This is a genomic window from Asticcacaulis aquihabitans, assembly GCF_032490435.1.
Lineage (GTDB): Bacteria > Pseudomonadota > Alphaproteobacteria > Caulobacterales > Caulobacteraceae > Asticcacaulis.
The window spans coordinates 889,614-904,619 of the sequence record NZ_JAVGWM010000001.1; the positions used below are offsets into that span (position 1 = coordinate 889,614).

General features: G+C 58.1%; 12 protein-coding genes. 6 read left to right on the forward strand and 6 right to left on the reverse strand.

Annotated features, from left to right (window positions below; all coding sequences use genetic code 11):
- Positions 1–25 precede the first annotated feature (25 nt).
- From RCJ00_RS04310 to RCJ00_RS04325, 4 genes are all read right to left on the reverse strand, one after another.
- Positions 26–2,005: an ATP-binding protein gene (locus tag RCJ00_RS04310; protein ID WP_316220487.1), complete on the reverse strand. Its 1,980-nt coding sequence runs from the start codon at positions 2,003–2,005 to the stop codon at positions 26–28.
- A 326-nt stretch (positions 2,006–2,331) separates the two neighbouring features.
- Positions 2,332–4,566 (reverse strand): RNA ligase, encoded by a 2,235-nt coding sequence (locus RCJ00_RS04315; RefSeq protein ID WP_316220489.1) that lies wholly within the window; start codon positions 4,564–4,566, stop codon positions 2,332–2,334.
- A gap of 108 nt (positions 4,567–4,674) precedes the next feature.
- Entirely contained in the window at positions 4,675–4,905 is a 231-nt protein-coding gene (locus RCJ00_RS04320; protein ID WP_316220490.1) for a hypothetical protein, read from the reverse strand.
- Between the two features lie 3 nt (positions 4,906–4,908).
- Complete coding sequence (locus RCJ00_RS04325) at positions 4,909–6,222, reverse strand: TROVE domain-containing protein (RefSeq protein ID WP_316220491.1); 1,314 nt, start codon at positions 6,220–6,222, stop codon at positions 4,909–4,911.
- Between the two features lie 1,254 nt (positions 6,223–7,476).
- Here RCJ00_RS04325 and RCJ00_RS04330 point away from each other — a divergent pair.
- The 4 genes from RCJ00_RS04330 to RCJ00_RS04345 all read left to right on the forward strand — a co-directional run bounded on the left by RCJ00_RS04330 (position 7,477) and on the right by RCJ00_RS04345 (position 9,799).
- The gene (locus RCJ00_RS04330; RefSeq protein ID WP_316220492.1) at positions 7,477–8,490 is read left to right on the forward strand and encodes a hypothetical protein; all 1,014 of its coding nucleotides are present in this window, start codon (positions 7,477–7,479) and stop codon (positions 8,488–8,490) included.
- A gap of 154 nt (positions 8,491–8,644) precedes the next feature.
- A complete protein-coding gene (locus tag RCJ00_RS04335) occupies positions 8,645–8,947 on the forward strand; it encodes an ArsR/SmtB family transcription factor (protein WP_316220493.1) in 303 nt (100 codons plus the stop codon).
- Positions 8,940–9,395: an SRPBCC family protein gene (locus RCJ00_RS04340; RefSeq protein ID WP_316220495.1), complete on the forward strand. Its 456-nt coding sequence runs from the start codon at positions 8,940–8,942 to the stop codon at positions 9,393–9,395. The genes RCJ00_RS04335 and RCJ00_RS04340 overlap by 8 nt, the downstream gene beginning before the upstream one ends.
- Entirely contained in the window at positions 9,392–9,799 is a 408-nt protein-coding gene (locus RCJ00_RS04345; protein ID WP_316220496.1) for a GFA family protein, read from the forward strand. The genes RCJ00_RS04340 and RCJ00_RS04345 overlap by 4 nt, the downstream gene beginning before the upstream one ends.
- 75 nt (positions 9,800–9,874) lie before the next feature.
- Here the strand turns inward: RCJ00_RS04345 and RCJ00_RS04350 are convergent, their stop codons facing one another.
- Positions 9,875–11,185 carry a gliding motility protein GldB-related protein gene (locus RCJ00_RS04350; RefSeq protein WP_316220497.1) on the reverse strand — a complete coding sequence of 437 codons (1,311 nt, stop codon included), beginning with the start codon at positions 11,183–11,185 and terminating at the stop codon, positions 9,875–9,877.
- 383 nt (positions 11,186–11,568) lie between these two features.
- On the opposite strand from RCJ00_RS04350, the gene RCJ00_RS04355 reads away from it, so the two are divergent.
- Together RCJ00_RS04355 and RCJ00_RS04360 are read left to right on the forward strand one after the other, a co-directional pair.
- Positions 11,569–12,774, forward strand: coding sequence for a TadE/TadG family type IV pilus assembly protein (locus RCJ00_RS04355; RefSeq protein WP_316220498.1), 1,206 nt, complete (start codon positions 11,569–11,571; stop codon positions 12,772–12,774).
- 205 nt (positions 12,775–12,979) lie between these two features.
- Positions 12,980–13,744, forward strand: coding sequence for a hypothetical protein (locus RCJ00_RS04360; protein WP_316220499.1), 765 nt, complete (start codon positions 12,980–12,982; stop codon positions 13,742–13,744).
- 112 nt (positions 13,745–13,856) lie between these two features.
- Here the strand turns inward: RCJ00_RS04360 and RCJ00_RS04365 are convergent, their stop codons facing one another.
- A complete protein-coding gene (locus tag RCJ00_RS04365) occupies positions 13,857–14,990 on the reverse strand; it encodes an ROK family transcriptional regulator (protein WP_316220501.1) in 1,134 nt (377 codons plus the stop codon).
- Positions 14,991–15,006: the final 16 nt, after the last annotated feature.

Sequence of the window (15,006 nt, forward strand, 5' to 3'; positions counted from 1 at the left end):
GTCTTTTGCAAGCGATGTAATGGCTCTATTCTCCAAATAGGACGCTGAAAAATGCCTGATTGCGCTTTTTGGCGTTCTCAATGAGGGTATCGTAACCCATGACTTGAATGAACATCTGTTCGTTGTCACGGTAGCGAAAATATATCGCAGGGTTCCAGTTGTTCTTGAAATCATGGTCGCGCAATACGGCGACCAGAGATGGCTTTATATCGGCAATAATATAGGCAAACCGGCGAACAACGCCAGTGAATGCGAAGTGTGATCCGTCGGTTTTCGCTATGCCACCGGCTGCAGTCGCGCTTTTCAGCGTGTTTATCACCTGCATGACCGGATCGTGCTTGTCGTCGCCAAACCTATAGTCGTCGCGGCTCGGCTTTTTAAATTCGACTATGCTTATCGTCGTTCCATCATTGTCACCGAGAATGAGACTGTCGTCGAAAAACGCCAAATCTGGTATCTTGTCACCCTTTTTTCGGCCCTTACCATGCATTGAACGATCGCTGGAGACATAAGGTAAGAACGCCAAGGCGTCATCTATTAGCCAGAGGTTATGTTCAAAATAATCCGTGTCCGTCGTGTCAGAGAAACGTCGGAATACCAAATCGTGGATCGTGTCTTCAGGTGCGTGCTTCCCATCCCCAGTGTACTTTCGTGCGACCTCAATGAGTTCAATTACCTTTTTTCGATGAACAACGTACTCAGCTAAGGCTTCTTTATTGCTTTCATCGATTTTCTTCACAATTTCCTGGATAGTTTCCATGTATCTATCAGGATTATTTGCCGCAGTCACAATAGACTTGGATAAGTCCTTTGAGGCACGATAGCGTTCAATGGCAAGGTTCGACACGAAGTCTTGCGCTTTCCAGTTATTGGGCTTGCCCGCTACATATTCGTTGATCGTCCGGCCTTTCAGGCCAATTCTCAGAATTGGGTTTTCACGCAGGGCTTCGTTCAGTTCGCTCGATTGAGCGGACTTTATCTTGGCAATCTGGGAGTTTTCCGTTTTTTGAATTACGTCACTAATCGCCGAAACGATTTCTTCAACGGTTTTCGGTGTAATGTTTATGCCTGTCCGGGCGTCATTCAGTCTGCTCTCGAAGACCTCGCCCCTGACAACCGCGATGATGATATAGGCCTCGTTTTGTTCGTTTGAAAAATGAGGTTGGCCCAGGGTGTTGGTTAGATCCCGAGGATTGCCGACGATGCGATCCGCGGCGGCAAAAAGCAGGCAATGGTTTTTGAAGGACCGGGTGCGGGGCACACGTGTTAGAGAGTATTCGATGGACTCGACGACGCCGTCTATTTCGCAGGCAATGGTCCCGGACTCTGCTTGGATGAACACATCCTCGAAATGGCTTTTTATGCTTTGCGGCGGTTCATTGTCGAATTGGAGGGTGATTTCCGGCAGCCACTTGTAGAGGAAGTACGGAAGAAAGTGGCTGCCTATGTGGTCCGCGATATCTTTCGCGTCTAAGCTCTTGATCAAATCATGCCAGATCGGGAGGGGCTCGTCGTAGTCCACGCGTAAACCGATATGGGCGAAATCCGGATCGCCATCGTGAAATATGAGCTCCTGCTCTTGGGCAATATCGAAACGGAAAGTTCGGGACATCTCCACTGGAATTGCCATGTAGCGGCTAGAATAGTGGATGCGCGCAAACACTTTGAAGGCGATGAACCTTCCAAAACCGCGGCCTTTGGTCTTTAATTTGTATCCTGAAAACGGGGTTTTGAACGAGCCATAATTTTCCTCATTCAATCCAATCCCGTTGTCTGTCACGGATACCATGATCTTTGCAGGGTCGGTGAGATTGGCGATGGCAATTTCGATCCTTCCCTTTGTCTTTGCGTCGTCACCGAAATGGGCTTCGATACCGTGCATGGCGTTCGAAACAGCCTCTAAAGTAGGCAAAAGAAAGCTATGCAAATCGTGACCAATATGGGTCCTCGAAAGTACAGCGACCATATCTGGTTTGACTAGCGTGTCTGTATTACCGTCGCTCATCTTTCGGCAACTCCCCCGTGTATTTTTATTTTAGCCATTTCGAGGTGGGAGGCCACCCTTTTTTATTAAGTGGGCTTCTTTATCCCCTATTGGATCGGAGACGGGCCGGATAGTATAATAGGGTAACCCAGTTGCAGGGGACCGCTGCACTTCCGCTTTTTGCCATCTTCAAAAAATCACTATGTCGCCTTCGGGCCAACTGCAGTCAAACACAAACTTCCGCTTGTGGCTAGTCCGACCTCGCCTCTGCCCCGCAACGAACAGAGTGGCAAAATTCCCGCACACAGAAAACTCGTAACCCGGTAAGGCGCCTTACCGGGTTACGGTTATCCTGTCGCCGTGAAGCGCTTCCGCAGGGTGATGATGTCCGCGCCAAGGTCATCATCGCTGAGGCGCTCTGCCCATTCGACAAAGGCCAGGGCCTCCGCGCCCCATTGGCCGGCCCGTGACCGGTCGTAAGGCCGTCCCGACTGACGCGCCGCCCGAATGCGTTCCGTCTGGCCACGCATGGCCTTCCAGAAGGCATAATAGGGCAGCTTGATCTTGAACATGAAGCCAGCCGCGTCCTCGATCACAAAGCCTTCGATATGCCGCCCGTCGAAGGTGTAATCGCGGCCCGCCGCATGGACGCCGGCAAACCACGCTTTGAACGCAGCGAAGTCGTCAAAGCGCAGTCCGTCCTGCTTTACGCCAAGCCCGAATGCCGCCGCCAGCGTCTGCAAATCGGCATAGCCAAGCCGGCTGAAGGTCTCGGTGCGGTGGATCGCATCGAGCAGCACGACGTGACGCTGCGCATATTCGATCATGTGCGGGTCGTTGACAGGGTCATTGACCTCGAACACAAGGCTCAAATTGTCGTCGCGCAGGCGCACCTTCAAGGCCGCCAGCCCGTCCTCCCCCACCTGGGCGGTGAGGATATCGCGGAACCAGCCGGCGAATTCGGACTCCGGCGTCGATTTCGACGCGAAGAACAACGCGTCGGTACCGGCGTCGTAGCCGAGTATCCCCAGAAAGCCGTTCTCCTTGACGAACAGGCGCAAGGGAAAGGCCAGGCTGCGCTCAAGATTGCGCATCTGGGTTTCCGGCCGTTCTTCAAGGTTGAAGAACTTGTCATAGGCGCGCGCCAAGATCCGGCGGTCGTCGTCGACAAACAGCCCGCGGGCGGACACGGTGGTGGCGTCCCACGCGCCTTTTTCAAACGCACCGCGCGTGAAGTTGTACGACGCGATGCCCGGGAAACGCGCGAACCGCTTTTCCGCCACATGGCTGTGGCCTTTCAATGCCGCCAGCGCCCCTTCGGAGATCAAGCTGCGGGGATCGGGCGCGAAGGCAGAAGCCTTTTCCTTACGGTGGATCTGATTGACCACGCGTATGGTTTCGACATCGCCCGCCGCCGTCAGCACCATGACGCTCAAACAGCCGCCGAACTCGACCTCGGATTCGAGGTTGAAGCTGTTGGCGGACGCCTGGATCGGCAATTTCGCGCTATTGCGATGGCCGTGCACCTGCAACCAGTTCGTCCCGGCCATGGTTTCCGCGAAGGCGGCATCGACCGGGTCTTCGTAGCGCCCCGTCCCTTTCCACATCTGGAGCGATGGGATCAGCAACAGGTCTTCGGGCACGCGCGACAGGCCCGCATGTGTGACCATGACGCGGTGCGGCCCATAGGTGTACACCAGCACGTCCTTCAGCCGCGCGATCAGACGCTTCGCCTCGCCCACGGTGAAGTTGGCGGCCAGCAATTGCGGCAGCGTATTGTGTTCGAACTCCTTCGATACCGGGGGCTGCCCGTTACCGAAGCGCTGAATGTGGTATTCATGGTTGCCGTAGATCAGGGCCACGTTTTCGCGCGGCAGCAGCTCATCGACCACAAAGCGGATGACCTTGTCGTTTTCGATACCACGGTCGAGGAAGTCGCCGACGAAGATATAGAACTCATCGTCCCTGAAGCCATCCCCAAAACCGGCCCTAAAATATTCAGCCACCGGCGCGTAACAGCCTTGCAGATCGCCGATGTGATGGACGCGGGCATAGGCATTCAAATCAAGCACGGGCTCAGTGAGCGCGGCCACAAGCCCGCCTTCGCCCATATCGTCCGGACGCAGAACCTTCATCCCCTTTGGCAAGGGGCTCGATGCGAACCGTTCATAGGCCCGGTCAATGACCGTGTCGGGCACCTGCTTCCAGTGCGGACGCATCCGGTTGCGCGCCTTGGCCGTCTCAGCCGGCACGCCGGAAAAGTCGAGGCAGGTCACGCGGTAAGCGTACTTCGCCGCCAACGCCATCGGCATCTTGAAATCGCGCGGCGCCTGGAACGTCGCGTCGAACAGGATGAATTCCCCGCGCGACATCTTTTGTTCCAGCAGGCGCTCGATCTCTTCCCATACCTTGCGGTCATTGTTGGGATTGATGCCGATGCGCCCGTCGGGCAACATGATGACGCCGCCCATCTGCACCCGCAGGGCATCCGGCGACAAGGCGTAGGGCTCAAGCCCCGCCTCAGAGATAAAGGTGGATTTTCCGGCGCCTTGCGCGCCACGCATAATGACCAGATGTCGCATGTGAATAACTTAGAGCGCTTTCCGAAAAGTGTGACGCACTTTTCGGATTAAAAAGCGTGTAAAAACAAAAAATTAGAGCGGCGGCGCGAAGAGACCCGCCTGCCGCCCCTATTCCTTGGGATCGATCAGGCCCGTAATCTCATATGGCGTTTCGCCGGTAATTTCATACAATTTCAGCCAGGCCCTGACGGCGGCGGCGGCCGGTCCGGGAACCGGCAACCCCGCAAACCAGCGGGAAACTGAGGAGCGGTCTACCCCTAAGGCTTCCGACAAACGCGACATCCAGCCGCGTTCGCCGAAAAGAAAGATAGCCGCTTGCCTCAGTTCCTCCGCCGTCATGGTTTAAGCCTCGCTGACGGTAAGCTGGAAGGTTTCCTGCTCACCCAGGAAGGTCAGCACATTTTCGGAAAAACCGTCGATGTGCGTCCATGTCCCGTAGCCGACGCCCTGGCGGGCGGAAGCCACGTTGATCATGTAGGCCTTTGCGGCCACAGGATCAGGCACACGGTCGTGCGATTGCTCATCGGTGATGACGATCAGCCGGTCATGCCGGATCGCGTTCATCGCCGTAACCGCCTTGCCCAGTTCCGTGCCGCCATGGGGCTGCGACCGACCGATTACGTCGACACCGGCCATCCCCCGACGCGGCGGAACCTCCACCACCCGGTTAGAGAAGGTGAAGACCCGCACATCCCCGGGGACAATCGACGCCAGCGTCGCCGCCGCATCCATGCGCGTCAGATCGGATTTCGCCGACAGACTCGCCTCCATCGAGCCCGAAACGTCGACCAGGATCAGCGTCCGCCCCTTGAGGAGGGGTTGCGCCAATATGGTCTCGGCCAGGGCCTGATCGAGCCACGGTTCGAACCGGGGCGCCGCCCGCGCCGCCGCCACGTACCGGAACGGCAACACACGCTCAGCCCCCCGACGCGCCAGGATCGCCTCCTTGACCAACGCTTCGTCAACGCCGGCCTGATCCATGTTGCGCAGGTTCCGCAACAGGGCCAGATAGCCGAGCTTCCGCTCTTCCAGCAGACGCGTAAAGGTCGCGGCCTTGTCCGCCCCGCCCGACAGCGCGACCTCCCACGTATCGGGAGAGGCTAGCGTCTTATCGACCAGTTGCTTCCAGATCTCGGCCTGGGCCGTATCCTTGGGCTTGGCGTGACACAGGAACAGGACGTCGCGCAGCTTGACGTCGCCATCGCGGTCGTACTTGGCCAACTGGTAGGCGTCGAATTTGACGAAGGCGCGCGCCAGGCCCATCTTCATCTGCTTCGACAACGGACGTTTGCCGTTACGCCAGTACAGCGTCACCAGCTCGGTCATTTCGTCGGCCCGCTGGATCACACGCTCAATCGTCGGCGCGACCGTGGGGCCGCCCTTGGCGATCAGCGCGCACAGCAGCATAAGCGGAGCGTGCCGCAGCTTCATCAGCTCGCGCGCCTCAACCGCCAAGGCAGCCAGGGTGTCCGACGGAACATCCGCCGCGAGCGCAAGGATGCGATCGGCGATCGTCTGACCGTCTTCATAGAATTCGTTTTCCCACAACAGGCAGGACAGAACCGAGCGCCGAAGCTTTTGCTCGGCCGTGAGTTCCCGTGCGGGAGCGCCCTCGTGCGTGATGCCGGGGACCTTTTTGAAAATATTGAACCGCATCGGGCTCTCCTTTTCCGGACATCGAGGCGCAAAGCGGCCGTCACCGGACACCGTGTCCGATGGCATTTGCGCGTGTAATGGGCTGAGGCCGCGGCAGGCCATACAATCGGCGCACGCAGCAAGATGGAGTGTTTCGCGCGTAGCCAGGCTAGAACGCACCTGGCTGCTACGGGTTAGGCGCCTGTTTAGGCTCCGGGGGTACGGGCGGGATCGTTAGCCCCTCCCCCGGCGAACCGGGCTTGGGTTGGGGAGTCGAACCCCGGCCTTTCGGCTTCTCCAGATCGATGAAAACGTATCCCTACGCCACCCGGTGTGCCGCTCAAAGGGTACCTGTTGCAGGCCTGTTTAAGCGACGAGACAGTTACTAACGCAACTTGTTGCGTAATGCAACAAAAATTATTCAGAATCGGCTTTCCGGGAACAAGCGAATCCGGGTGGGAGGTGCTTCCGCCGGATATTGCCGTATCCGGGCCACGCTGGCTTGACGGAAGATCCGCCATCCAGGGCTCACCTTTTCCCGTGGCTGTAGCGAAGAAACCGAACTCTACACCACGGAAAACCAATTCTGAGACGACCAGGGAAAAAACGACAACAGCAGGTGCTCTACCAACTGAGCTACGCGAAGGAACCTTCACGGCCGGATTCGAACCGGCGACATCCTCGTTATCAGCGATGAAGCTGTTGTCTGCGCCACTGGCCGCAGGTGTCAGAGGGAACAGACGAAAGCGCCTATTCTGTTGCTCTATCCAATTGAGCTACCCGGTTGCCCGGAGCCGGATTCGAACCGGCAACCCACAGATCCAAAGAAGGATTCGCTTTCTACACCACTCTGACACGGGAGCCCTTACGGACAAATGTTGCATACCGCAACAAATAATGCGGCGTTTGAGTCGACGCACACCGGATAGTGTTTCAAATGCAACAATATCCGAGAGGGCGCCGTTACGCCCTAAGCAGTCATTCGCTACCTGCCGGAAGGTCCCATTAGTGACCATTTGGATACCGCGCCTACCGTTCCGAATGAAGGCCAATTGGCTTTTCCGGGTCGTGCAATTAGCGTAAGTTTCGATTTTGTGACATCAGGGGGTGCTGGCAGTGAGCGAATTCAGCAAGAGCTATCATATCCGCACTGGCGCCTCGAAGGAGACCTTGAGTCGCCTACGCCGAGGGGGCTTTTCCGGTTTGGCCTTTCCGCCGGCCAATGGGTGGCTCACATTTGTGCCCTTCCCTATGTGTGAAGCGCTTGGGCGCTCTATGGATGCCGGGGAGCCATTAATGGCTGTTTCCGGCATGCCTGTCCTGGAATACATATTCGCCGAGGATCATGGCTGGTCATTCACTTTGCACCGCCCCAAGGCGGTGCCATCAAGACTGCAACAATCTTGGGACACCGAACCCGTAATCGACACTAGCGAACTCGACCTAGATAGCGTGACCCAACTGGCCATCGATGCGACCCAGGCCCGGGTTATCAGGAACCTTCTATCCGCTACACCTGGGGCCGAGATCGCACCGGCCTTCGCCGAGGCACTTGGCTTACCAGTTTATCGCTGGCTTTCCCCGGACTACGCTCAAAGCGACCCGGATAGTTTCAAGGAGCGAGGGGCACGCCAAATTGGCACGCTTCCCAAGAATCCGCTGTCAGGAATTATCTGTCCGCCCGTTCGTGAAATCTCTTTGCCGCGTTCGGATCTCAGCGCCCGCGAGGCGCTCGCGCTCTGCAATGGCGTTATGGGCAAGAGTCACCCGGAGTGGTTTCCTGTCCAAGTGTTCAGCCAAGGTGGCGGTTCGATCCTTAATCACGATGGGCGCCTAGCCCATGGTGGCGAATGGTGCGTCAAGTATCGCCAAGCTGAAGGCCCGGCCGTGATCAGAGCCTCTATCCGGCCTGACCTAGGGGCCCAGCTCGTTTTTATGGCAGAGCGGATCGACTTCATCGGCAAACACCCCATGCCAGAAGCACACATCGACCGGCGCCCGCCTTTAGCCTTGCCCGACGACATTCTGGATAGTCCCGAAGTCATGGCGACGGCTTCAAGAGTAGCGGTGCCTGACGATCTTGGCCTACCAAAATCGATTATGCTTTTTCTTGGCCGCGCCTGGGTGGAGCCCATCCATTGGGAGATCAGAAAACACTGGTGGGACCAAAGTCCGCATGTGACAGTGGCGGAACTCGTGCAGGCGGTGGACTGGCGAGAAGAGAGGCTTCTAGGAAGTGTTTTTGAGCGCTTGGACGGTAACACCATTGTCGAACGGTGGCAAAAGTGAAGCCAAATCTAGCGTCGGCAACCGACCCTTAGTTGTCCGCTGGTAGGCATGACATGATTTCGCATGTGCGCCCAAGACGGACATTAGCATTGACAAATCAATTAGCATGTACTAATTAATATCTATGCACCAAGCCACCCCCATTGACGCAATCATGCGTGCCCTCGCCGACCCCACCCGCCGGTCGGTGTACGAACGGATTGCCGCAGCGGAGGAGATCACGGTTGTCGACCTCACGCGCGACAGCGGGGTCACGCAGGGTGCCGTGTCTCAACATCTCAAGACCCTGCGTCTCGCCGGACTGGTGGCTGAACGGCCGGAAGGCCGTAAGGTTTACTACCGCGCGCAGCCGCAGGCTCTGGCACCGCTGGCCGACTGGATGGACCATTACGGTGTCTTCTGGCAGGGCCGGTTCGATACTCTGCGTAAGCTTTTGAAGGACATTGACAATGACTGACACGCAAATGATCGTGGTCGACGAAGTGTTTCCCCATACAGCCGAGGTGATATGGCAAGCCCTGACGTCCGGCGAACTGATGGCGCGTTGGATGATGCCGCCGTCCGGTTTTCAGGCGGTCGAAGGAAACCGCTTCACCTTTAAGACAACACCCGCCGGCGCATGGGATGGCATCATTCATTGTCAGGTGCTCGAACTCGTCCCGCCGACGCGCTTCGCCTATAGCTGGAAAGGAGGAGACGATGGGAATATCGGCTACGGCTCCAAACTCGATACCGTGGTCACCTGGTCATTGATGCCGGGCGAAGGCGGCACCCGGGTCCGTCTGGTCCACTCCGGATTCATCTTGCCGAAAAACGAGACCGCCCTGAACAATATGGGCGAAGGATGGAAAAAGATTCTGCCCCGCTTGTCCGCCACCGCCGCCGAAACGGACGGTGCGAAATGACGAAGACCTGGACCGGCGGCTGTGCCTGTGGCGCCTTGCGTTATGAGATTTCTGCCGACCCGATAGCGATGGTCGATTGCCAATGCCGCGACTGCCAGTTGGAAAGCGGTACAGGTCACGCCTCGCATATCGTTTTTGCCCGCGAGGGCGCAAAGACGACGGGCGATGCGGCGCAATATGAGATGCGCGCCGATAGCGGCAATATGAAAACAAGGCATTTCTGCAAAACGTGCGGCTGCCCCGTCCTTATGACCTTCGCCGCAACGCCGGACGTATTTACCGTCCGCGCCGCCAGTCTGGATGAACCGGACAGATACCAACCGCAGATCGTGACCTATACCGCGCGCGGTCACGACTGGGACCATCTCGATCCCGCCCTTCCCAAATTCGAGCGGATGCCTTAGACGCGCCCAATCCGGACAGGCTTTCGAAACCGAGCCTGCGCACCGAAAACATGCGTTGGAGCCGCCGATACTGCCTCAATACACAGCCCCGGGCGTCCAGCCGCTGTCGGCCAGAATGGCCTTGGGGTCTTTCAGCGCAAGTAATGTCTTGAGCGCCAGGCGCTTGTCCGGGGCCTTGAGGTAATAGGCCTTGGCAATGCGATAACCGACCCAATAGCCCAGATCGCCGGGTTTTTCGGGCGTTCCCGGTCCCGCATAGAGCCAATGTGACAAATCCAGGCTGTCCTGTTCGGCCAGGAATTGGGTGTCGATTTCGCGCTCGCGGCCCTCGGTCCAGCTTTGCAGATGGATGTTGCTCACCTGACCCGAAATCAGTTCGGAGACCAGTTCCGCCCCGCCTTCGACGAGCGACTGTTTCAGCACGGTGTCCGGCGTCGCGTCCTCACGGCCATCGGGAAACTGCTCCACATGGCCGTACTCATGCGTGATCAGATGGTACAGCCGCTCACTCAGGTCGGGCTGAAGCCACGACGAGCGACAGACAACCTCCAAGCCGATCAGCACGCCGGACTTCCCCGTCGTTCCGCCGCTGTTGTTTCGGCCGATCAATATGGTCACCGGCGGAAAGGCCGCTTCCGGATCAAGCTCGGCGAGCCTTTGGAACGCCCCCGCCAGCTTCGCCTGCACCGCCGGCAGGACGCTCATGCACTCGCGGGCATGGTCGTAGAGGTCCCTGTGCTTGGCGATTGTGGCCGCCAAATCGGCGCCAGACTTGATGCGATAAGGCACGAACTGGCGCACGCCGTCGCTACCGCCGTCGATATAGTCGCGCCGTAACGCCTCGGCGGTCGGCGCGCCATGGGCAGCATCATAGACACGGTAAAAGAGCCCGACATCGCTTGTGCGCACCTCGACCCGGGGCGCAGCCGCCGCCTGCTCTTCCAGCGTGGCGGCGCGGTGACCGTAGCTCAGCACATTGGTGATACGCCACGCGCCGTCCTGCTTCGTCCAGACCATCACGAACTTGGCGATGCCCTCGCAGCGTCCCGTCGCCAATTCGCAGAAGCGATGCTCGCCCTCTTCAATCGCGCCATAGTCCTTGATCGGATAGACCCGGAAGGTGGCGGGGATCAGTTCGCGCCGTACCTTGCCGCATATGTATTTACGCACGCCCTCCACCATTGCGTCACGCTCGAACGTCGCGCCCCCGGTATCGTGGTAGAAGGCGACCTTCGGGTCGAAATAGCCGGAAAAGGTCGGCAGGTCACACCGGTTGTAGGCGTCGAACACTTTTGCATCCAACGCGCCGATTTCCGCCGTCAACGGGTCGGCAGCGGCCGGAGCGGCAGCCGCGAGTACGGCAGCGATGGTAAGGGCGGCGATCATGCGTTTGCTCCGGTGTCTGCGGTATAACGAAGCTAGGTGGCGCGCGGAACGGTGTCATCTTAAACTGTTGTAATGTCGTGGGCGAAAATGTGCGCGTGAAAATTTGGCGTTTTACCCGTTGTCATCGCCCGTCGGCGCAGACGCCACATTCGCTCCAAGGTCGAACGCCCACCCTTTCAAGCATTTATCTCATTCATTTTGAGACGATTATGTACAGCAAATATCCAAATTGCGCAGTTATATAAAAATCATATAAAAAATATCGCCAATTAAATAACGACAGCATCGTATATTTGACAATACTAGATGATCATTGTTCCAGATATAAAGTATTTACGAATCATGGCGTAAATATAGAAAAAACAATAGAGAACAAGACACTTATGTTCAAATTTTCAGGTGACACGCGTGGAAACGTTGCCTTGATAGGGGCCCTGTGTGCTGTGCCGGTCCTCGGCGCAACTTTTGGGGTAATAGAGATTGGCGCTATCGCCAGCGAAAAAAATCGCCTTCAGGCGGCCGTCGATGCCGGTGCTCTGACCGGCGCGGGCCGGTTGGCCATTGCGACAAATGACAAGGGGCAAGCCGCCTCGACTGCCGCTATCGATATTGCCGACGCCGCCATCAAAAATGCCGGCATCCTGTCGGCCATGGACTACAGCGTCTCGCTGGCGCCACGCAATGCCGCCCTGACCCTGACGGCATCGGCGGACCATAAGGCCATGCTGGGCTTTATGGGATTTGGCAACGAACGCATCGTCGTATCCGCCACCGCCGAAAACATGGGGAAGATTCCTCTGTGTGTTCTGCAAACCGGCGTCGGCGGCACCGTGCTTAAGGATCAGGCCCGCATACGGGCTATCGGATGCGCCGTGCATTCCAACGACTATATCAGCGTCAGCGGCGGCGGCATGATCCAGGCGGACGCCACCCAGGCCGTGGATACGGTGACGGGGCCAGTCAGCCCCGCCGGTCGTTCCGGCGCGCTGGCCATAGACGATCCCTTTGCCGACATGATCCTGACGCCGCCCACCGATTGCGTGGGCAAGCCGAAGAAAATAAAGCAGCAAACAGGCACCGTCGAAACCCTGCCCGCCGGCGTGCATTGCGAAGAATTCGACATCGAAAAGGACGCCACCCTGATACTGGCGCCAGGCGACCATTATTTCATGGACGATCTAAAAGCCCATTCCAATGCGATCATCCAGGGCGACGACGTCGTGCTGATATTCGGATCAACCAAGGCGGTGAAATTCGCCGACCACGCCATTGTCCGCCTGTCGGCGCGGCGGTCCGGCCGCTTCGCGGGCTTCCTCATCGCCACGACCCGCGACAACACGCAAAGATTCACGATTGCGTCGGACAAGGTGAGCAAGCTGCTCGGCACCATCTACATCCCCAACGCCCAATTGGACGTCGAAACGGCGGGAAATGTGGCGCAGGACTCGGCCTGGAGCATCATTGTCGCCTCGTCGCTTCAGCTCAAACAAAATCCCAATCTGGTCATCAATACGGCTTATGCCGGTTCGGGCGTCCCTGTCCCCGATGGCGTGGGCCCCAATCGCAACGCCCCGCGACTGACGAAATAGCGCAGAGCCATAGGCTTAAACCGCGATATGATGCGTGAGAGGCGGGGCGGCAGGCATCCCCATTTGCAGCCGGTGCGGGCAAGCCGTCAAAAAGGCCCGTGCACCAGGCATACACTACCGCTCTTGACAAATGGGGCTGAGCGAAACACAACCTTAAGCGGCGCGTCCACATTGTGCGGTCACGCAACTGAGCACGAGGCAGGTTATGGACGTCACCACCGCTCCCTCCGCCGCCGCGCAGGCCGCGCCCCCACCCGAACAACCGCAAGCGGCGTTCAAAAACCAGGACCAGTTCAGCGCCCTGATCGAACGGGTGTCGAATACGGCGGGAAGCTATTCCGAAGCAGAACAGTTGGATGCCTATACGTCCTTGCAAAGAATGGCCGTCACGGGCGGAATGATCGGCATGGGAGCCGACAATCAAAAGCTATACAATCAGGTGACATCGAGTTCCGCGATCGCGCAGAAGGTCAGGCAGACCGGCCAGGCCTATACGCTGGCGATGATTGCGGGGGCGCAAAGCGGCGGCGCGTCCGGTGCGCGACAGGCGGCGCTCGACTTTTTCGACAAACAGAGCCCGTCTGCCCAAAACATTCTCTTCCAAGGTCACATTAACGCGGCGAACATGAGCGGCTCTACCCCATTCGCCAGCGTGGATAGCTGGCGAACCTCCATGCTCGCGGGCATCAAACTCGACCAATATGTCGAAAGCGCTTCGGCCAAGGGTGATCCTCACGTCCAGGCCAGGACAGATCCCAAACTGGCCGCCGCGCTCAAGCTGTCGGACGCCAAGGATCAATCCGCCACCTGGGCTCAGCAGATCGCCGATCTGTTCGGCCTGCGCGACCCGATCCAGGATAAGGTCGACTTGTCTGACGCGGCCAAGCAGGCGCTGGGAACGGTGGCATCGCCCGCGAACCCAAAGCCCGCACCCTATGAGGCGGGCGCCTTGGCCTCGAAGACGGTTTAAGCCCTGTCGACGTCTTCCTCGGCGACATCCAAAGCAATGTGCTGACCCTGATCAGAGACCGCGCCGAAACCTGCGCGCATCCGACGGCGACCTCATGCGCCTTCCGCCACGCTCAACCAAAATAGCCCGTCTTTAACGGCAACAGGGCCGCACCAATCGCGGCGGGGTCGCCCGATGTCTCCGCGGCGACGATTTTCGCCATCGGGCGCGAGATGGCGCGGCGTCTTATGTCAAAAAATTCGATGTGCGGAATGATGCGTTCGGCCAGAGCCTTCGGCAATTTGCCGCCGAGCACAATGGCATCCAGGTCGAGAATCGAGGTCGCATTGGAAGCAATGATCGACAGAGAATCCCGCACGCGCGCAATCCAGTCGTTAATCGCCGGCCAGCCCGGATCAAACCCCTGAACCAAGGCATCGACACTGTCAAAAACCATACCGTCCTTGGCGACAAGCTGGCGCAATAGCTCAAGATTGGGAAACGGATAGATACTGGACGGCAGCCCCCCGGCAAATTCGCCGGCATTGCCAAACCGTCCGCGCCACAGCTCGCCATCCAAGATGAGCCCGCCCCCAACCCCGGTGGCAATATAGAGGTACGCAAAGCTATTGGCCCATCGGCCCGCGCCCAAAAGGCTTTCGGCCATGGCCGCCGCATTGCCATCATTATCGGCGAAGGCCGGAACGCCAAAACGGTCCGTAAAGACGCGTGCCACATCGACGCCCGCCCACTCCTCTAGACAGAGCGGGGTATTGAACCCGCCATCGGTGATGAACGATCCGGATATAGCAACGCCCATGCCCAAAAGACTGTCTTCGGCCAGAGACAACTGAGCAAACGCCTCATCTAACGCTTTATGTGTCCAATTCAGGACGCGCTCTATCGGCAGGGACGTCAGCGGCAGGCGCTGTTCGTAACACACCGTCCCCGAAAAATCGACCAGCGCAAAGGACACCGCATCGGCACCGATACAGACGCCCGCCGAATAGGCGTAGCGAGGACATATCATCACCGATGTGCTGGGGTAGCCGCGTTTACCGGCACTTATCCGCTCCCCTGACTCGAGCAAGCCTTTATCGCTAAAACCCGCAACGATGCGCGACACGGATTGCTGCGTCAGATCGGTCTCTTCGGCTATGGCCAGCTGAGTCATGGCCCTGCGACGGAAAATCAGGCCCAATATGCGTCGTTCGTTCCGCGTCAGGTCTTCGCTTAGGGATTGGAACCGGTTCCTTTCCATCGTCATTGTCGGTTGCGTCCTT

Excerpts from the sequence above, each read along its gene's own strand:
- RCJ00_RS04325 (WP_316220491.1), bottom strand. The coding sequence starts at position 6,222 with ATGCGGTTCAATATTTTCAAAAAGGTCCCCGGCATCACGCACGAGGGC.
- RCJ00_RS04310 (WP_316220487.1), bottom strand. The coding sequence starts at position 2,005 with ATGAGCGACGGTAATACAGACACGCTAGTCAAACCAGATATGGTCGCT.
- RCJ00_RS04360 (WP_316220499.1), top strand. The coding sequence starts at position 12,980 with ATGGACGTCACCACCGCTCCCTCCGCCGCCGCGCAGGCCGCGCCCCCA.
- RCJ00_RS04365 (WP_316220501.1), bottom strand. The coding sequence starts at position 14,990 with ATGACGATGGAAAGGAACCGGTTCCAATCCCTAAGCGAAGACCTGACG.
- RCJ00_RS04320 (WP_316220490.1), bottom strand. The coding sequence starts at position 4,905 with ATGACGGCGGAGGAACTGAGGCAAGCGGCTATCTTTCTTTTCGGCGAA.
- RCJ00_RS04335 (WP_316220493.1), top strand. The coding sequence starts at position 8,645 with ATGCGTGCCCTCGCCGACCCCACCCGCCGGTCGGTGTACGAACGGATT.
- RCJ00_RS04330 (WP_316220492.1), top strand. The coding sequence starts at position 7,477 with ATGGATGCCGGGGAGCCATTAATGGCTGTTTCCGGCATGCCTGTCCTG.
- RCJ00_RS04340 (WP_316220495.1), top strand. The coding sequence starts at position 8,940 with ATGACTGACACGCAAATGATCGTGGTCGACGAAGTGTTTCCCCATACA.
- RCJ00_RS04355 (WP_316220498.1), top strand. The coding sequence starts at position 11,569 with ATGTTCAAATTTTCAGGTGACACGCGTGGAAACGTTGCCTTGATAGGG.
- RCJ00_RS04345 (WP_316220496.1), top strand. The coding sequence starts at position 9,392 with ATGACGAAGACCTGGACCGGCGGCTGTGCCTGTGGCGCCTTGCGTTAT.
- RCJ00_RS04315 (WP_316220489.1), bottom strand. The coding sequence starts at position 4,566 with ATGCGACATCTGGTCATTATGCGTGGCGCGCAAGGCGCCGGAAAATCC.
- RCJ00_RS04350 (WP_316220497.1), bottom strand. The coding sequence starts at position 11,185 with ATGATCGCCGCCCTTACCATCGCTGCCGTACTCGCGGCTGCCGCTCCG.